The organism is Lactobacillus sp. wkB8, from assembly GCF_000761135.1.
Classification (GTDB): domain Bacteria; phylum Bacillota; class Bacilli; order Lactobacillales; family Lactobacillaceae; genus Lactobacillus; species Lactobacillus helsingborgensis.
Window position 1 is genome coordinate 21,427 of the sequence record NZ_CP009531.1, and the last position, 19,526, is coordinate 40,952.

At 37.4% G+C, this 19,526-nt stretch carries 12 protein-coding genes; 10 read left to right on the plus strand and 2 right to left on the minus strand.

Annotated features, from left to right (window positions below; translation table 11 throughout):
* Positions 1-194 precede the first annotated feature (194 nt).
* The 5 genes from LACWKB8_RS00105 (at position 195) to LACWKB8_RS00125 (ending at position 6,040) form a co-directional block, all read left to right on the plus strand.
* A complete protein-coding gene (locus tag LACWKB8_RS00105) occupies positions 195-2,141 on the plus strand; it encodes a M13-type metalloendopeptidase (RefSeq protein WP_038520478.1) in 1,947 nt (648 codons plus the stop codon).
* Positions 2,142-2,268: 127 nt separating this feature from the next.
* Positions 2,269-2,484, plus strand: a complete 216-nt coding sequence (locus tag LACWKB8_RS00110; protein ID WP_038520481.1) for a hypothetical protein — start codon at positions 2,269-2,271, stop codon at positions 2,482-2,484.
* 443 nt (positions 2,485-2,927) lie between these two features.
* Positions 2,928-3,884 carry an NAD(P)-dependent oxidoreductase gene (locus LACWKB8_RS00115; RefSeq protein WP_038520483.1) on the plus strand — a complete coding sequence of 319 codons (957 nt, stop codon included), beginning with the start codon at positions 2,928-2,930 and terminating at the stop codon, positions 3,882-3,884.
* An 80-nt stretch (positions 3,885-3,964) separates the two neighbouring features.
* Positions 3,965-4,216, plus strand: a complete 252-nt coding sequence (locus tag LACWKB8_RS00120) for a helix-turn-helix transcriptional regulator (protein ID WP_082229305.1) — start codon at positions 3,965-3,967, stop codon at positions 4,214-4,216.
* Positions 4,217-4,468: 252 nt separating this feature from the next.
* Positions 4,469-6,040 (plus strand): ABC transporter ATP-binding protein, encoded by a 1,572-nt coding sequence (locus tag LACWKB8_RS00125; protein WP_038520485.1) that lies wholly within the window; start codon positions 4,469-4,471, stop codon positions 6,038-6,040.
* Positions 6,041-6,130: 90 nt separating this feature from the next.
* Here LACWKB8_RS00125 and LACWKB8_RS00130 read toward each other — a convergent pair whose 3' ends face one another.
* A complete protein-coding gene (locus tag LACWKB8_RS00130) occupies positions 6,131-9,163 on the minus strand; it encodes a glycoside hydrolase family 2 TIM barrel-domain containing protein (RefSeq protein WP_038520488.1) in 3,033 nt (1,010 codons plus the stop codon).
* A 76-nt stretch (positions 9,164-9,239) separates the two neighbouring features.
* Positions 9,240-10,790, minus strand: a complete 1,551-nt coding sequence (locus tag LACWKB8_RS00135; protein WP_038520491.1) for an MFS transporter — start codon at positions 10,788-10,790, stop codon at positions 9,240-9,242.
* 375 nt (positions 10,791-11,165) lie between these two features.
* On the opposite strand from LACWKB8_RS00135, the gene LACWKB8_RS00140 reads away from it, so the two are divergent.
* From LACWKB8_RS00140 to LACWKB8_RS08935, 5 genes are all read left to right on the plus strand, one after another.
* Complete coding sequence (locus LACWKB8_RS00140) at positions 11,166-13,649, plus strand: hypothetical protein (RefSeq protein ID WP_038520493.1); 2,484 nt, start codon at positions 11,166-11,168, stop codon at positions 13,647-13,649.
* A 26-nt stretch (positions 13,650-13,675) separates the two neighbouring features.
* Complete coding sequence (locus LACWKB8_RS00145; RefSeq protein ID WP_038520496.1) at positions 13,676-14,593, plus strand: ROK family protein; 918 nt, start codon at positions 13,676-13,678, stop codon at positions 14,591-14,593.
* A gap of 119 nt (positions 14,594-14,712) precedes the next feature.
* Positions 14,713-16,401, plus strand: a complete 1,689-nt coding sequence (locus LACWKB8_RS00150) for a polysaccharide lyase family protein (protein WP_038520499.1) — start codon at positions 14,713-14,715, stop codon at positions 16,399-16,401.
* Between the two features lie 27 nt (positions 16,402-16,428).
* Entirely contained in the window at positions 16,429-17,979 is a 1,551-nt protein-coding gene (locus LACWKB8_RS00155; protein ID WP_038520502.1) for an MFS transporter, read from the plus strand.
* 8 nt (positions 17,980-17,987) lie between these two features.
* Entirely contained in the window at positions 17,988-19,511 is a 1,524-nt protein-coding gene (locus LACWKB8_RS08935; RefSeq protein WP_052059607.1) for a hypothetical protein, read from the plus strand.
* The last annotated feature ends 15 nt before the right edge of the window (positions 19,512-19,526 follow it).

Consider the following 19,526-nt stretch of genomic DNA (forward strand, 5'->3'; position numbering starts at 1 on the left):
CTAGTATGAACCAAATTAATAGTAATGACGAAAATATTTGGCAAGATGTCTAACTTTAGCAACATAGCGTCCAATCTTTTTAAAAACTACCATAACGAAAAATTAAAAATGTCGAATACGACAATTTCCTCTTTGCTTTTCTATCTGAATGTAACATTAAGCTAATAAAAAATTAAAAATAAGGAGAAAAACAAATGACTAAATTTAATATTCGTGGTGGCTTTGGCGATTCTACTAAACCTGATGTAAATATTCGTGAGCAAGATAACCTTTATTTAGCGGTTAATTCAAAATGGCTGCAAGAAAACCCTGTTCCTGCCGGCAGGCCAATCATTGATGGCTTTAGCGTGGCAGAGAAGCAGACTCGCAAAAACTTGGTAAAAGATTTTACTGATTTTTTAAGCGGTCAAAAGCCAATTCCGCACATTAAGAATTTTAATAAAGCGGTAGAGTTTTACCGGGTAGCTAAAGACGAGCAAAAAAGAACAGCCGAAGGTGCTGCCCCAATTAAGCAAGATTTAGCCTTTTTAACCAGCCTCAATAATTTAGCTGATGTCAATGAGAATTTGACGAAACTGTTGCTAATGGATAACTTGCCGTTCAAATTTGAAGTGGAGCCAGATTTCAAAAATGCACAGTTGAATATTGTCACTTTTTACCGGCAAAATTTGATTTTGGCTGATACCAGTTATTATGGTAATGAAAAAACCACTAACCTGCTTGGTGTTTGGCAAAAGCAAACCGCTAATCTATTGGCAATGAGTGGCGTTAAGCAGGCTGAAGCAGAACAATACGCTAACGGAGCAGTTAAGCTGGACCAGCGTTTGGCGCAGGTTTATCAATCAGCAGAATATAACTCTGAAATTGAAAACATATATCACCCTCTGAGTGTGGCAGAATTTACAAACCAGAGTAAAAATATTCATTTAGCTGATTTACTGAAAGAAACTGGTCTTGAGACCACTAAGAAAGTTAATGTTACTGAACCAGGTTATTTAGATAAATTTGATGAATTGTTTAATGAAAAACATTTCTTCGAATTAAAGGGTTGGCTAATTGGTCATTTTATTAATCAAGCGGCACGGTATTTGTCACGTGAATTTCGGAAAGCAAGATTACCACTAAGAAAAGCAATGTACGGCATAGATTCTTTAGCTGCAGATGAGCGTTTTGCATATGACCAAACAATTGCAATGTTTGGTGATGTTATTGGTCAGTATTATGGCAAAGAATACTTGGGCGCTGAAGCCAAAGCTGATGCTACTAAAATAGTTAAAAATATGATTGCGGTTTATCAAGACCATTTAAAAAACAATTCTTGGCTGTCAGATACCACTAAGAAAAAGGCATTAAAGAAGCTAGATACTTTAGTCTTAAAAATCGCTTATCCAGAGTATGTTCAAAGATTTTATGACGAGTTCAAAGTAACAGCAGCTTTAGCAGGCGGCAGCTTATACAGCAATATTAAAGCTAATAATCAAGTTAAACTTAGGGCTAACTTTGCAGATGTTAACAGACCAGTTGATAATTCACTTTGGGAAATGGCAGCAGTAGAAGCCAATGCTTGTTATAATCCGCAAAGTAACGACATTACTTTTCCGGCACTATTATTACAAAAGCCTTTTTATGACTTACACCAAGATCGTGCAGCCAACTATGGCGGTTTTGGCGCAGTGGTAGGACATGAAATTTCACATGCGTTTGATAACAACGGGGCACAGTTTGATGAATTAGGTAATATGAAAAACTGGTGGACTGATGAGGATTATGCCGCATTTAATAAACGGATCAAAGCCGAAATTAAGCTGTTTGATGGCGTTGAAGTTGGTACAAGCAGAGTCAACGGTAAATTGACAGTTTCGGAAAATATTGGTGATCAGGGTGGTCTAACAGTAGCCGTTGCAGCTAACAAGCAAGAAGGGGGAGACGCCAAAACTTTGTTTGAAAACTATGCGCGGATTTGGGCAACAAACGCTAAGCCCGAATTTTGGCAATTAATTGCTGCGTCAGATGTTCATGCACTTTCTCAGGCTCGAGCAAATGTGCAGGTGCAATGTCAAGATGAGTTTTATCAAGCTTTCAATGTTAACCAGGATGATGGTATGTGGCTTGATCCAGATAAGCGGGTACAAGTCTGGTAAAATTTGATACTATAAATTAAGTATTTTTTAAGAAAATTAATTCCTGCTTTGTGCTAAAACAGATATAAGTCCAGCAAGTGATGCTAGAAAAATAGTAAAATAATTTTTTAGGCAGGAGAAAATAATAATGAAAAATATTCAAAGACTAGTTACTATATTAGCGATTATTTTGTGGGTTGTCGTGATTGGTATTTTTGTTGTGGCTGTTGCTAACAATCAGCTGTGGAGCATGGGACCGGTTATAACACATAATAGACCGCAAAACGCTCTTGGCTGGCTAATTGTAGCTGCTATTGCGATAACGGCAGTCAGTGTAATTTTACGATTGACTAGAAATAAATAAGACATAAATAAACTTGTGCCACTAAGATTGGGCAAACTGAGTAGGCGATCAGCAAAGACAGTAAAGACAATTGACATTTTCTCCTGCACCAATAATTTTTTGGGGCAATAACTGTAAAAAGTAACATCCACTTTGATGAAGAAGCAAATGAAAATGCTGTACTGGTTCTGAAAAAATGACTATTTTTGGCAAAGCATTGCTAAATCAGGTATTGCTATTTCAGTAATTATTTTTGCAAAAGTTGAGCGCGCAAAAGAACCTAAAGAAGTAGAATACCCGGTACGGCTTAAATCTTACTGGGTATTTTGCTTGTAAGTTATTACTAAAGTATAATTAACTCTTGTATTAATAATGAATTAAGGCGTTAAAATACTGAAAACTAAAATGCGTTCACCTGAAAACAAATAGAAGACTCGCGCTGTTAAGAAACGGAGGGTTAGATGATGAGTAAGATAAAAATTTTGGTAACTGGAGTTGTCCCAGAAGCTGGTTTAACTGAGTTAAGAAAGAATTTTACCGTAGACTGTAAACCAGAAAAAGCTGGCAGAGATTGGGTTTTAGCTCATTTACCAGAATATGATGGGCTCATACTTATGGGATTGCAAGGCGATCGGGAACTGATTGATGCAGGCACCAATTTAAAAATTATTACTGCTATTGGTGTTGGCTTTGACCACATAGATATCGAATATGCTAAACAGAAAAAAATCGTAGTGACTAATTGTCCCCAAAGCGTTCTGATTCCTACTGCCGAAATGACTTTTACCCTAATTCTAGCAACTGTTCGGCGTTTGCATTTTTATGATAAAACCATTCGTGAAGGAAAATGGGTTAGTGTTTCAAAACCAGAAAATATGGGTACGGGACTTCAAGGAAAAACACTTGGCATCTATGGTATGGGACGCATTGGCTCTCAGGTAGCAAAATACGCGCAAGTCTTTGGCATGAAAGTCATTTACCATAATAGGCACCAGTTAAGTTCTGAAAAAGAAGCAAAAATGAAAGTTAATTATGTCGATTTTGCTACTCTAGTCAAAACAGCAGATGTAATAACCTTGCACGCTCCTGCAACACCTGCAACAACTGGCGTTTTCAATAAACAAGTTTTCCAGCAAATGAAAAAGACAGCATATATCATCAATGCTGCTCGGGGCAAATTGATTAAACAAACTGATTTGATTGCCGCATTGCAAAACGGAGATATTGCCGGGGCAGGCTTAGATGTCTATGAAACCGAACCGGAAGTACCATCAGCTTTGCGTGTTTTAGACAATGTAGTTTTGTCACCGCATGCGGGTGCAGGAACCCAAGAAGCGCGCATATCTGTTACTGCTGAAGCTGCTCAAAACCTTATTTCCTATTTCCGAGATCACAGATTGATAAATCAGGTAAATAAGTAATTACTATAATTATTAATAATTAAAAGCCAAGTTTTGCTTGGCTTTTTTCTTTTGTCGTAATATAATACGAAGCTAACTACATGAAGTATACTTTATATTTTGAAGAAGGTGAGATTATCAAAAATTTAGTTAAGGAAAATAGGAAAAAGCTGCACTTAACGCAGCGTGAACTCGCTCTTAAAGTGGGTGTCACTGAACGAACGATTATCTCAGTAGAAAAGGGGAAATATAAACCCTCACTTATCTTGGCGTATAAACTAGCGCAAGTTTTTAGAACTGATATTGAAACCTTGTTTTGTTTAGAGGAGTACTTAAAAGATGAAGAAGAATAAGAAAAGAAAGATCAAAGATTATATTGTGGAACATACTATTTTTAATTGAGATAATTATAGGTATTACTAATGAGTTTAGAAATTAAAAACAGCAAAAAAGGCATTGTATTTTAGTACAATATTTTTTCCACTTGCTTTCCTGATAGTGACCTCTTAGTTAAATAGTATTGTAATCAAAGCCTTTCTCAAGTTTAATTAATTTATCATCTTTATGAATGAAAAAATTATTAACAAAACTGAGGGAGAAAAATAATGATTTACCATAACTATTCACATTTAAAATTCTTTTGGCTCAATGTTTTCGGTTTGATATACAGTACTTTAAATATCTTTGCTGCTTATATGCTTAGCAATTTGATCAATATGGCAACTAAGAGACAATTTTCAGTCTTACCTTCTTTAGTAACGCAGATCATAGTAGCGCTGACTATAATCTTAATTTCAGGCTTACTATTTAATTACTTAAAAACCGATGCAGTTAAGCAGATTAACACTAAGTTGAGAACTAAAGTATTGAAAGGGATGCTGCAAAATAAAGAAGAAGATAGTGCTAATTTAGGTTTTTTAACTAACGACTTTAAGTTATTAGAAACTAATCGTTATGAAGCTGAAATTGAAATGCTGATCTATGCTTATACCGTTATTTTGGCGCTAGGTTATGCTTTATATCTAAACTGGTTTGTTACCTTGATTTATTTCGTGGGCTCAGCAATCCCTACTATCGTCTCTAACTTTTTCCAAAAACCAATTCAAAAGGCTTCAAGTGATTGGACTAAGGCTAACGACAAGTATGTCAGCCAAACCAAAAACATTTTAGCTGGCACCAGTACTTTTAATTTATACGGCGAGCAAGACAATGCTGTTAAGCAAAATAAGAGTGCCGTTGAACGCCTGGAAGAAAAACTGGCCAAAATGAATGTGCTGAATAATAATACTAATACCTACCTTAATATTATCGCGATTGCCAGTGCCTTTTTACTACCATTTGCTTTTGGGACATTATTGGTAGTCAATGGTCAAATAACATTGGGAGCATTATTTGCCATCACCCAGCTTTCTAACTCTTTTGTTAACCCTATTCTGCAAATTTTAAATGAACGAAACAATTTATCTACCACTAAGGGTATTGTTAACAAGATCAAGCAGTTTATTGCTAAAGGTGAGCAAAAACTGCAAAACGGTGTTGCTACTGGTGACTTTAAGCAATTAGAAGTGAAAAATCTGACTTTAAAGCGTCAGGGTAAAGAATTAGCTAGTCAAATTAATTTTGCAGTTGCAAAAGGACAAAAAGTTGCGGTCATTGGACCGTCCGGCTCTGGTAAATCCACCATGCTTCAATATTTAATGTATGGTGATTACGGCCAAGCACAAGAAGAGTTGCTTAATCAAAAAGCAGTACAACCAGGCACTTTTACCAACCTGTTTGCATATTCAAGCCAAAGTGCGGTTATCTTTGCCGACTCATTATGGTTTAACCTTACGTTAGGTGCGGACATCCCGCGAGAAAAAGTTACAGACGTGTGTGAACATTTAGAACTGGGACAGCTGGTTAAAGAAAAAGGTTTTGACTATCAATTAGGTGATAATGCTGATCAATTATCGGGTGGGCAATTAGCCCGAATTGAACTGGCAAGGGCTATCTTAGCCAAACGACCAATTTTATTACTAGACGAAGTCAATGCCTCATTAGATAAGGCAACTTCTCAAGCAATTCATGATTACTTGTTTGCTTCAGACTTCACTTTCATTGAGGTTATTCACCACTATGAACCGGCAGAATTAAAGCGGTACGATACTGTAATCGACTTTAATGATTATATTTAAGATATGACATCATAAAAAAACTTATTTTCTTACGATAGAAAATAAGTTTTTGTTTTTTTATGTAAAACCAAAATTATTAAGTTCAAATATTTATTGGCTGTCACTGAAACCTTGGAACTTAAAAGTTAGTGTGATTGGGCTATCAGCCTTAATTTGGTATTGTGCGTGAACCGGTGCGCCCCAGGAGTCATCCCCGCCAACACCCATTTGTTTAGCCAGAATTCTGACCCTCGTGCAGTATGGTTGAGGCAACTCATAATGATGATATGCATTTTGAATTTCATATTCACTGTAAGGCAGAACGCTTTGTTCAAATGGTTTATTGAGTGCAGTAAATTTTAATCCGCGGCCACTGTCGTCGTACACTTTGAGCCAGCGTGTTGCACCATGATTTCCCGCTTCCTGCGGTACTAGATACGGGGTGAAATTATCTTGAGCATTACCTTTAAAAATTCCAAGTTTAACACCATTATTACGATCACTATAATTTTCATCTGGTCCCAAACCGTAAAATTCGTAATGGTTAAATTGTAACGGTAACTTGAAATCCACTCCGATAGCAGGAATATTAGGCAAATTTTTGTGTCCCGGATAAGAAAGAGTAACTGTTACCGCCCCGTCTTGAGTTACCGTATAAGTGATGGTATTAAACACTTTTTCGGGCAGAGCCAATTGATATTTAAAGCTCATCGTAACTGTTGTCTCAGTTTGTGCAATGTCACTATCAATTAATTTTTGATATTTGCCGGCAATAGACCACATACCAAGTTCAAAGCCACCATTGTAGCCATCGTCATTATTGGTTAATGCGCGCCAATAACTGGACTTGGGAATTTCGGAAATGTATTCTTGTCCGTCATATTTATAGGAACTCAAGCCGCCTTTGGCCTTTGATAGTTGTAAGCTAAAGTGTTCTCCGCTGACACCAATGTTGGTACTGCCGTTAACCAAATTAAGTTTGCTTTTTTGAGCTGCTGGTTTGTTAATAGACTTAATTAACTTTTGGGCAAAGCAGATTTCATAATTTTTTGGTGCCCACAAAGTATCATTTTTAAGTTTAGCCGCAACTTCTGCAACATATTCTCCGGGTTGGGTACCAGTTGACCACGGCAAAGACTGCTGCAAACTCTTTCCCGGTTCGACAACTAGGTTAAAGTCTTGTTCTTTTAAAAGCTTGCCGTCTTTTAGTACTTTGGCAGTAAAAATTAAATTGGCAGTATCAATAAACAAATTTTTGTTTTTAATAGTAAAACCGTCCTGATCAATTCTAATTTTGATATTGGAATAGTCTTGCTTAACCTCAGCCGCTTTAGGAGAAGGGGTCCGATCAGCCAGCAGAATGCCATCGCCACAAAATTCATAGTCGCTTGGTCGATCCGTCCAATCACCGCCGTACGAAATACATTTCTGCCCGCGCGGATCGGTTGTTAAAAGACCTTGGTCAATAAAGTCCCAGATAAACGCCCCTTGGTAGTTGGGGTACTTGTCTGCAAGTTCTGTATCTAATTTCATACCACCAGTCGAGTTACCCATTGAATGCATGTATTCGCATTGAATAAAGGGCCGGTCAGTGTGTTTCTCCAATTGATTAATAATATCTTGGGGTTTCCAGTACATGTGGGTCTCCATGTCAGAATACTTCTGGTTTGCGCCGCCCCTAAAGAAGCCTTCATAGTGAACTAATCTTGATTGGTCATGCTGATGAAACCAGTTGGCACTTGCGACTAAATCTTTACCTGTGTATGATTCGTTTCCCAAAGACCAAATTAGGATTGCCGGATGATTTTTATCCCGCTGAAACATAGAATTGTCCCGATCAATAATTGCTGGGAGCCATTCAGGATGATCGCCGGGAATATTCCAAGATTTTCCTAAAGCATCAATTTGTAACCAGCAGCCATGGGTTTCTAAGTTAACTTCATCAATCATGTAGATACCATATTGGTCGCAAAGCTTATACCAGAAAGGATGGTTAGGATAGTGGGAAGTCCTGACGGCATTAATGTTATGCTGCTTCATAAACTTAACGTCGAATATCATATCTTCTTTAGTGACGCTGTGACCAAAGCGGTAATCAAACTCGTGGCGGTCAATGCCCTTAAAGACAATCCTTTTTCCGTTTAACAACATAATGCCGTTCTTTTTTTCAAATCTTCTAAAACCAATTTGAGTAGATGTGATTTCAACAAGATTTTCCTGATTAAAAATGCTAAGAACAGCGTTGTATAAGTTAGGTTCTTCTGCACTCCATAACTTAGGGTGAGCCACCTTAAATACTGCTTGGGCTAGTTCTTTATCAGATAAAGTTCGCTCTAGCACTTTATGCTTGTCTGGAGCGAATAATTCAAAGCGAAACTTGGTTTGCTCATTTTTATTTTCAACTTTAGCAGTAACACTAACATTGCCTTCTGCAAAGTCGGCGTTAAGAACAGGCTGATAATGCAGGTCCTTGATATAGGTAGCGGGTACGGCGTAAAGGTAGACGTCACGGAATATCCCAGACAATCTAATCATATCTTGGTCTTCTAGCCAGCTGGCACTGGAATATTTGAATACTGCCACTGCCAGGCGATTGGTACCAGATAGTAAATAATCACTAATATCAAACTCACTGGGAGTAAATGAATCCTCACTATAGCCCACAAAATGACCGTTCAACCAGACATAGAAAGCTGTTTGGACACCTTGAAAAGAGAGAAAAACTTTTTTATTTTTCAGATTGTCCTTGAGTTCAAATCTCTTTACATAGCTTGCGACCGGATTGAATTTTTGCGGAATAGCGGGAGGCACCAGCTGTTCATGTCCATCCCACGGATATTGCGTATTAACATATTTAGGATGATTAAATCCTTGTAATTCTAATTGTCCAGGGACTTTAACGTATGAAAAGCCACTATCATTAAAATCATTCTTGTAAAAGTTTAATGGTGCAGTAGAAAGATTTTGAGCAACATGCACTTTCCAAGTACCATTTAAACTTTGTTTTAAACTGGTTTTTTTACTCTGAAATTCTGCTTGATTTTGATAAAAGGCAAAATCCGCGTGTGCTGGCAGGCGATTAATTTGAAAAACTTGCGTATCGCTGAGCCAATCTAAAGTAGGGTTTTTAATTTTTGCCGTCATTTTGTTAACACTTTCTCTATTTTTATAAAAAATAAGAGACGGAAAAAGTTTTTCCGATCTCTTAAATCATTAAAATTTAGTTATTTGAATTTTTAGCTTCTGGCCAAACTTTATCGTAATCAACACCAATAATGTCTTTAGTAGTGCGCTTTACTTCATCAGTAGCATCAGCTTTAGAACCGCCGGCACGAAGTCTGGCAATTTCGTTGATTATTATGGTATGGCTCTTCTTATTTAGTTTATAACCAAATGAGATGAGTAATGCTAAGAAAATCAATATACCAGAGCCAAACAAAATAACATTTAAGATTGCGTTTTGAGTAGCAATTGGCTGAGTTGCTGCATTTTTGGCAAAGCCGTTGTTATCAAGATACATACCAACAAATATACCGGATAGTCCTGAAGTTAAACCACGGACAAAACTAACAACTGCTTGGAAAGTACCAGCCTTGTTTTCGCCAGTGAGCAGTTCGCCTAAGTCCGGCATAAATGGGTACATGTTCCAAGGAAGGAACCAGTCAATAGCTCTGGAAATTATGAAGAGCATCATGATGATAAATAATAATACGAATGTGTTCTTGGGTTGCAGTTTTCCTAGAGCATAAAGAATGATAAATGTAGCCAAGTCAATTGTTAAAGTTACGCCATAAATTTTTCTAGGACCGAATTTAACAACAGCCCAGCCACCAATTAAAGTACCAATAAAACCGAAACCGGCAAATGACATGATGTAACCGGCAGTTGAGGCGCTGCCGTGCAGACAGAAAATAACATAATATGTCCAGACCATGCTCATAACATCAAAGCCGGTGAATGACAGCAGGTAAATCAAAATTTGCTGAGTATATGATTTAACCCGGAATACGCGAAGGTAATCTAATAGCTGTCTTCCCAATATCTTCCAGAAAGAACCGTGAACTTTTTGATGCTTTTTTTGTTTGTTTTCTTCAGCCTCTTTGTCAGCCACATTTTCGACTTGGTCAACAGGCATTTCCCAAGTATTAAATGCTGTCAGCCAGAGCCCGAGCAAGTAGACTACACCAAAGAAGACAGCGTTAAGAGTCAACGCCATAGCGCTGTGTTGCCCAAACACCTTAAAGAGTTGTGCGGGAATGAAGTTGGCAAAGAAGTTTGAAAATGCGGCAAAGACCAACCTGGTGGTAGAAAGTAACGTACGTTCATTAAAGTCGGTAGTCATTTCGTTTGGCAGAGTTGAATAAGGTACAGTAATCATTTGTTGGATCAGCAAAAATGCTAGATAAACAAAGAAGTAGTACCAGTAGTTCAAACCGCCGAACCACAGGCAAATGTAGGAAAGAATTAATGGTGAACCAAAGATTAAAAAGAAATGGCGTCTGCCAAATATTTTTCCTAGTTTAGTGTGATAAAAGTTGTCGGTAATACCACCAGCAACCAAACCAAAAACTGCAGTTACCCAACTACCAATAGCAATAATTGAAGCACCTTGTGTAGCAGATAAATTGCAGAATGATGTGAAGAAGTAGAGCATCCACGCTGACTGAACGGCTTGCGCCCCACCACTACTGAAATCAGTTAAACCATAACAGATAGCAGTCCAAAGAGTGACTTTCCGCTTAGTATAAATTCGTTTTGAAAGTTTATTCATTTTACATTCTTACCCCTAAATCTATTATAAATCGAATCTATTAAACTATTAGGAAGCGGTTCCACTGAAAATTGTAAACATATTTTGTTCAAAAAACCAGAAGTTTTTAAAAAGTTTTTTGTAAAATAAGCTGGCTGTGGATAGCAATTTAGTATACTTAAACTAGTTTTATATATTTTATTTAAAACATTTTTGCGAAAATGGTCTAGACCTTAACATAACAAAAAAGCCTAATAATTTAGCCATAAAATAACTATTTTTTAAAAGCGGTCTAGTTTTACTATCTGTGAATAAAGTTGTTTTGCTAAAATTACTATGCTAAATTAAAAACATGGAAGCGGTCACAAAAATAAAAAGGTTAGGAGAAATATTTAAATGGATTCTAAGAAATTTACGGTTTCACAAAATGAATCTTTAACTAATTTTCTACTTTCACCAATTACCTATGAGCGCCAAACTACAGTTCCGCCACGAAAATTTCGCAGTGGGCTTCGGCCTAGCCCTTATGAGTATGAAATGAAAGGTATTGATAATGAGTATCCGGGTAGAGCTTATTTTTTAACTCATAAAGTAATTGACCACCAAGATTTAGCTAAGAATATCAAATATACTAAAGTGTATTCTGGCTTTGAGGATGACTTTATTACCTTATCGACTGAAGTTCCGGTACCAACAATCTTAAGATGTTGGGCTAAAACTTATATTGATATGGATGAAGATGCTAAAGTTCCATTCCAAATGTCAACACCTGGCGGCATGAAAATATGGGTTAATGATAAGTTGGAAGTAACTTATAAAAATTATACGCGGAATACAACTAAGGCTAAGAACTGCGAATTGTCTTTAGCACAGGGTACTAATGAAATAGTTGTTTATTTTGACGATTTAGCAGAAAGAGACGCTGATTTTATCTTTTCTCTGGTCAATTTAGGCACTAAAAAGCTCCATGGTCATATTCCGGTTAAAGATGCTGCTGCTCTTGAACATGCACAACATTTACTGGCATCTATTCATTTCTTGAAGGATTATTACGCTCAAGGCGACATAAAGTTTTTTGTAGATTCACCAGTAGATACTGCTCTAAGAATTAGGTTTAATCCACCTGCTGAAGATCCGTATAGTGATATGCAAAGCGGCAATATTACCGAATTCAAGCAGGATGAGCGCAAAGTAACAATTACGCCAGGTGCACATGAATATGTAATGGGCAAAACGTATGATTTTCAATTTGCTTCTTTAACCAATGTTGAATTTGGAGTTAAGTTGCCCGATGGTTCGTGGGTTACCAGAATTATTACGTTAACAGTTTATAATACTAAAAACTATGAAAATGTGATTACTGGTAAAACGCTGGCAGAACGTAAAAGACAAGCTTTGGAATATTATGCTAGGCAAAACCTTGATGATATTAATGTTGCTATGGCAAAGATGTATCTGAATAAGCCACTTACTTATGAAAAAGGACATAAGCTGCCTTTTGAATTAGAAAGTGCACTTAATTTAGTCAATAATCATGGGGATTGTTCCGACTTTATTTTGGCGCCTTTGTTAAGCTTTATGATTAAGTATCCGGACAAGATGCCCCCAGAAATTAAGCAGACGCTTAAGGAAACAGCACTAAAGTTCAGATACTGGATAGATGAGCCGGGCAATGACGTCATGTGGTATTTCAGTGAAAATCACGCATTCTTATTTCATATTGCACGTTATTTTGCCGGTTATCTGTATCCGAGTGAACAATTCACAGTCAGTGGACATAAAGGTAAAGAACAATATGAACTGGGTAAAAAGCAAATTGAAGACTGGTTTGATGAGTTTTTCAAGTATGGTCTGGCTGAATGGAATTCGTTAACTTACATGCCAATTGATTTGATTGGACTGTTCAGTTTATACAATGCGGCACCGGATGAAAGTATCAGAAATCTAGCGCAAAAAGGACTAGATTTTTGTTTTCAAATCATTGCGATCAACTCATTTGGTAAAAATTATGCCTCAACTTATGGACGCGTTTATGAGCACAATTTAAAAAACATCTCTCTCAGTGAAATTGCCAGTTTAGCTAAAGTCGCGTTTAATATCGGCTGCTTTAATGATGCCTTAAGAGATGCCGCCCCATTTTCACTCTCGGATTATGTACCACAAAGTAATCTCAAAAAGTACTTTATTCCGACTGAACCATATAAATTTGAGTATCTTCAAGGAATTAATCAGGCTCATTCATATATCTATAAAACTCCCGCATACGCAATGGCTAGCGTGATTAACTACCAAGTTGGTCAGCACGGAGTGCAGCAGCACAATATGAATATTGCTTTGAAAGACATGATTACAAACGTCTGGATTACAAATCCGGGTGAGCGTAAGTATAGCGGTGATCATAAACCAAGTTACTGGGCAGGTAATAATAGAGAACCTCAAATCAATCAGTATAAAAATTACATGTTTATGACTTATAATTTAACTAAGGATGACTTACCTTTTATTCATATCTATTATCCATTCTGGGAGTTTGATGAAGAATTAGCTGGTGAAAATTGGTTAGCCTTTCGTAAAGGCAATGCTGCTTGCTTTATTCACTTTTCAAATCCGATCGTAAAAACTAAGTTTGGTCCCGAAACGGACCGTGAATTTATTAGTAACGGCACGAACCACTTTGTTTTTATTACTTGTTTTACAGTAAACGGTAAACTACCCTCCAGCGCTGATTTACTTCAACGTTTTAAGGTAGACGATGTAAAAAGAGTAGTAGTAGCTGACGGGCGACACTTCAAAGTAAGACCAGAAAAATTAACTGTTGATAATGAAGAAGTGCCGACTAATACTGCCAGCTATTTAAAAATTGGTGGTTTAACAAATTAAAATTTTAGTAAGTAGCGGCGATAAATATGGAAGATGTTGTAATTGGCATTGATTTTGGAGGAACAACGATTAAGTTCGGCTTGGTTACTAGAACCGGTCACATAAAAAGGCAATGGTCTGTAGCTACTCCTGCAAAAACTGCACCAGAAACCGTTATGGCAGAAATTGTTCAGGAAATAAAACGGCGAGTAAGTAGTGCAGAGCACCTTTTAGGTGTTGGTCTAGGTATTCCGGGATCGGTAAGACCCGATACTTTAGCTGTTTATGACTGCAACAATTTAGGTTGGAATAAAGATACGGATATCCTAGCACTGCTGCAAAAAGGCTTGGATATACCGCTTGTAATAGAAAATGATGCCAATGCTGCAACTATTGGCGAGAAGTGGCAAGATAGCACCAGTAAAGACAACCTCATGTATGTTACGTTAGGGACTGGCGTAGGAGCTGGAATTGTATTAAATGATCAGTTGGTTCATGGGTTTGCTGGTGCTGCTGGTGAACTAGGACATGTTATCGTTGACCCAAAGGGATTTAAATGTACTTGTGGTAATCGCGGCTGCCTTGAAACGGTATCATCAGCCACTGGAATAGTACGTCTTTATCAAAAAGAGAGCGGACAAGATGAAGTCTCAATCACAGCAAAAGAAATTTTTGACCAGGCAAAGCAAAACTCTCCTTTAGCCTTAAACGTGGTGGATCAAGCTTGTGATTATTTAGGCTTGGCTTTAGCAAATGTCGCGAACGTTCTTAATCTGGAAGAAATTATTATTGGTGGCGGCGTAGCTGCTGCTGGTGAATTTTTAAGAGCAAGAGTTGAACGAGCTGTGGATAAGTATCTTTATTTTAGCGCTCAAAATCACATTACTATTAAATTAGCAAGTTTAGGCAATGATGCAGGGATTCTAGGCATGGCAAAATTGGTTTTGCAAAAAGTAAATAAATAATATTCATATTTTGGTTATAGCAGCTGCGCCTATAGGTCTGGGTCATGCTGATCATTTGCTTTTAAAGACGAGGTAGAGCTTGTGCTTTATCTGGTCTTTTTTAAAAAGGTGAATTAAAAATGAAAGCGAATCTACGGTTAAAAATTAGTGGCAAAAATTCACGCGCAGCTTTAATTGATAATGGTCAATTACAAGTATCTTTTGATGAGCAAGGCAAAGTAAAGCATCTACGTTATCAGGGGTTGGAGCTGCTTACCAATCTTGCCGGCGAGCCGGGTGATCCCGATAAAAGGCATAGCTTTTATTGTGACTATCATCAGGCTGGAAAAACTGTTAACTTGCAGCCGTCGGCCCTAAAAATTATTGAGAAATCTGCCGCACGAATACATATTGCATATATTGATGATACAAACGAATTAGGTATTGAATATCATATTATTATTAATAATAACGATTCCGCAATCTATTCTTATGTCAAAGCATGGAATAACGTGCATCGCAAATTTAAGATTAATGAATTACGCACGGTTTACCGCTTAAATCGTTCTTTAGTTCCTATTAGTTATAACGGCGAACGAACTGGCTTGCAACCAACTTCTGCGCACATGATGCAGGGGCAAAAATTGCAAGATGAAACTTACCTCATGCCGGATGGCTCGCTTTATGACAGCAGCATGATTTATTCAAAATATGATTATGCCGGCTATTTGAGCAAGACAGATTTGTGGGGCCAATTTGGTCAAAAATTAGGTTTTTGGCTAATTTTACCAGATAAAAGTGCTTATGGTTGTGGTCCTCTTAATCAAGATTTGCTGGTCCATTATGATGCGATAGTTCTCAATTACATGGTCAGTGAGCACTTCGGCAAGGGCGTGTTTGAAGTCCAGCCAGATTTTAATAAAATTTTTGGCCCCTGGTGCATTTATTTAAATAATGGTGACTTAGCCGATGCTAAAAAAAGAGCGGATCATGAAAAAACCGCTTGGCCTTATGAATGGGTTAAAGACCCTGATTATGCCCAAACTCTTTATCAGGTACAGGGCAAAATCTATTCAGAATATCGTCATAAAAACTGTACGGTCATTCTGACAGATACTAAGGCGGATCAGGTGCCGCTTAACCAGCAAAAGGCTGGTTTTATGTACTATACGGATACGAATGCTGCGGGTGAGTTTAATATCGCTCACATCAGACCCGGCAAATATTTCCTATATGTCTATGAAAATTATGCAGATGATTTGGCAACACATCTTTTAAAAGAGGTAATAGTTACTGATCACAATTTAGATCTGGGCTTGTTAAAGATTAAGCGGACAACAACAACTATTTGGCAAATTGGTCTGTGTACTCATACTACAGCCGGGATGAAATTCAGTGAGCAGCTGCGAAATTATAGCTGGCTTGATTTGGTTCCTGCAAACTGGGATTATGACATTGAAAAAGATGCAGAATGGTACTATTTGCAAAATGATCGTGGTCGATGGCAAATTCACTTTAGTAAAAAATCCCTGCAATTCGATGGTCGGGACTATGAATTACAGTTATCTTTTGCTGGGACATCTCAAAAAGACATGACAAATGATAATGGCTGCACGGTAAAAATTGCTTTAAATGGTACTACAATAGCGACTAAAATTTTCCCGAATGATCGTGCCGCTTACCGCTCAGCCATGAAAAGCGGCGGTTATCATCTATGGCAGATAAAATTACCTGCCGCCGCCGTTTTAAATAATAATGTTATTAGTATTACGACTGATGGGTACTTAATGTATGACACTATAAGTTTAGTTAAATCAATAATTGATTAGTGCTTTTTCGGTATGAGGAGGCAAATTATGAGTAAAGAAAAGAAAAACACCCAGTACCTTTCTACAGGTGGTGAAGGAGTCAAAATTCCTTTATGGCGCAAAATTGGTTTTTCGGCTTTTCAATTGTCTAATGTAATGATCACACTGGTGACTACATGGTTGATGTATTACTACACGACTTTTCTTAAAATTCCGATTGTGGTTGTTACTTTAATGTTTACGTCTGCTAAGATCATTGGCGCTGTCTTAACCCCAATATATGGCTATATTTCTGACCGTTTGTATCAGACAAAGTTTGGGCGCAAACATGGGCGTAGAAAATCAATGTTTTTAATAGGAATTCCGTTAAAGTCTTTGACCTATATTTTTATGTGGATTCCAGGAATGCCGCAACCATTATATTTTATTTTCTTTTTGTTATATTTCCTTATTACCCCCATGCTGTCAACTTCGCAGTTAACTTTGACATCAGAAATGTCAGAAGACTCTGATCAAAGGGCACAGCTAGTAGGTTTTAATCAGGCTGGAGCTGCTACTTCCGGAATATTTGCTTCTTTATTTATTGCTTGGATATTCAAGATTTGTGGTCAAAATAACGTTAATAGTTTTGTAATTGCCGCTGTAGTCTACGATATTGTGGGTACATTGATGCTCATTCTTTTTTACAATTCGGTTTATGAAAGACCTGTTGATGAGTCGACTGTGCTTGAACAAAATAAGATTAGTTTGTGGAAACGGCTGGTTAATATTTTTTGGAATTTTATTAGTGCTATCAGAATAAAATCTTATTGGACGTATTTGTTAATGTGGCAGTGTGAGGAACTGTTTCGGACTATTCGGGGAGACATTAATACGTACTTCATTATCTTTGTCTTACTGTTAAGCCCCACAGAAGTCGCTGTTTCCACGAGTGTAGGCTACTTTTTTGGCATTATCTTTCTCGTGTTCTTCATGTGGCTGCAGGCTAAAACAAATGGTATGTTTTCATACCGTGTGGGTGCCTGGGGCGCAATCGTTGTCTTTATTGGTATTTTCATGTTGGCCGTTTTAAAACCGGCACATTTAAATATGTGGTGGATTATTGCCATGGTAGCGTTAAATTTCGGGATTACTGGTGTGGTCAATTCTTCGCAATATATCTTTACTTTTTTGCCCGATGTAGATGAAATTGTCACTGCCAAAAGGCGAGAAGGAGAATATGCCGGTGTGAACACTACCATTGATACTATTCTTGATTCACTTTTTACCTTAATTATCGGCATTATTTTACAAATGACCGGCTTTAAGGCCGGTACCAAAGTACAAGCGCCAACTACGGTCAAGGCACTGCTAATTTTATATTGCGTTGTCCCGATTGTTCTGCTGCTTTTGGGCATAGCCTTTTCTTATATATGTAAATTGAATGTGGAAAATCATAAGATTATTCTGCAGGAGATTAAACGGCTTAGAAATGGCGGCGCCAAAAAGGACGTCACTCCTAATACTAAGGCAGTTGTCGAGAATCTAACCGGAATGCCGTATGAAAGATGTTGGGGAAATAACAAAGTTATGGACATTACGCGAAGTATTAAAAAGTAGTGGTGAAAATGAAAGACATTGTACTTAATTTTGAGAAAAAAAGTTTAACTGCTATTCCGGAATATTATTGTTGTGAATACCCTAAACCCGCTGCAGGATGGCACGAGCAGGTTTATTATCCCAGATCTATTCAAATTACTAATAATTATCCCGTAAAGACTGATTTAGAGGGCTTAAAAATGACCAATAAATCGTGGGATGAAATTGGCGCAGCGCTAAATGATGATGTCAAAACCTGCCCGCATTACACTTACGCTGAAACAGTACATTTGGTGCTTAAAGTTGCTAATGCCAACTATCAGCTTTTCTTAACTGTGGCAAATTACGAAGAAGTTGATCAGAAAGTAGATATTGTTATCAATAAAATTAACGAGAAAACCATATTGGTTCCAGCTGCAGGGCAGGTAAAAGTGAAGTTGGAAATTGCATTGTCGGAGACCACTTTTGATTTATCCTTGATTACTCATAGTCGCCCTGATAATGCGGAAAAAGCGCATCTGGCAACAGTTTATTTGAATTACTTAAAGTTAGAGCAGCAGGCGTTAAAGCCAACAAGCACCAAAATAGGTATTTATATTGCCTCTGACTCTACTGCGCAAACGTATTCATTAACAGAATATCCGCAATCAGGCTGGGGAGCAGAACTGTATCACCAATTAAAAGGAAAGACGGTAAAAATAAAGCCGTCATCTTTTTATCCGCAAGCGACAATTTATGAATGGGAAAATGCTTTTGTCGATAATCGCTCAATGGGAGCAAGGTCCTCCAAGTCATTTATCTTAGAAGCAAGACTTGAGGCAATTTTAAAAGATATTGCCCCGGGGAATTATTTACTAATTCAATTCGGTGATAACGATGCCACGTCGTATCGTCCTAACCGCTATGTTGCGCCGGAAAAATTCGCTGAATATTTAGTGCAATACATAGATAGTGCATTGGCAAGAAAAGCAATTCCAATTTTAGTCTCCCCGCCAGCGCAATTTAAATATAATGACCAAACAAAGCGTTTTAGCATCTGCTTTGATGATTACCGCAAAGTTATGTTGCAAGTTAGTCACCAAAAAAATATTCCGCTGATTGATTTGGGCAAAGAGTCAACCGCGTTATTGAATTATTTAGGCTGGGATGCAGCACACATGCTTTATTTACAAACAAGTAAAGCAGATTATCCCAACCTTAGTGAAAATAAAAATGATATAACTCATTTTTGTTCTTTTGGTGCTTTCGCTTTGGCTAAAATTATTGCTCAGCATTTAAGCAGTATTATCGGTGCAGAATACTTTGAGTTAAAAGAGTTTAAGCGAGATTCAAGGCCAACTATTGACCGGCGCATTGGTATGATTCATTTATCCTGGCCAGAAGTTAAGGGTGCAGAATTTTATGTCATAAAAGAATGCGGTCAAGAAAAACATTATCTTGCTACTACGTTTAAAACTAGTATTTACGTCAAAGATAACAGACAAAAGCAATTGGCAATAATTCCCTACCATGGCAACCAACCATTGGCAAAAGAGTTAATAATTGAAGTCTAGAAAGGTTAAAAAAGT

Coding starts and splice junctions, on each gene's coding strand:
- LACWKB8_RS00105 (WP_038520478.1), top strand. CDS start 195: ATGACTAAATTTAATATTCGTGGTGGCTTTGGCGATTCTACTAAACCT.
- LACWKB8_RS00110 (WP_038520481.1), top strand. CDS start 2,269: ATGAAAAATATTCAAAGACTAGTTACTATATTAGCGATTATTTTGTGG.
- LACWKB8_RS00115 (WP_038520483.1), top strand. CDS start 2,928: ATGAGTAAGATAAAAATTTTGGTAACTGGAGTTGTCCCAGAAGCTGGT.
- LACWKB8_RS00120 (WP_082229305.1), top strand. CDS start 3,965: ATGAAGTATACTTTATATTTTGAAGAAGGTGAGATTATCAAAAATTTA.
- LACWKB8_RS00125 (WP_038520485.1), top strand. CDS start 4,469: ATGATTTACCATAACTATTCACATTTAAAATTCTTTTGGCTCAATGTT.
- LACWKB8_RS00130 (WP_038520488.1), bottom strand. CDS start 9,163: ATGACGGCAAAAATTAAAAACCCTACTTTAGATTGGCTCAGCGATACG.
- LACWKB8_RS00135 (WP_038520491.1), bottom strand. CDS start 10,790: ATGAATAAACTTTCAAAACGAATTTATACTAAGCGGAAAGTCACTCTT.
- LACWKB8_RS00140 (WP_038520493.1), top strand. CDS start 11,166: ATGGATTCTAAGAAATTTACGGTTTCACAAAATGAATCTTTAACTAAT.
- LACWKB8_RS00145 (WP_038520496.1), top strand. CDS start 13,676: ATGGAAGATGTTGTAATTGGCATTGATTTTGGAGGAACAACGATTAAG.
- LACWKB8_RS00150 (WP_038520499.1), top strand. CDS start 14,713: ATGAAAGCGAATCTACGGTTAAAAATTAGTGGCAAAAATTCACGCGCA.
- LACWKB8_RS00155 (WP_038520502.1), top strand. CDS start 16,429: ATGAGTAAAGAAAAGAAAAACACCCAGTACCTTTCTACAGGTGGTGAA.
- LACWKB8_RS08935 (WP_052059607.1), top strand. CDS start 17,988: ATGAAAGACATTGTACTTAATTTTGAGAAAAAAAGTTTAACTGCTATT.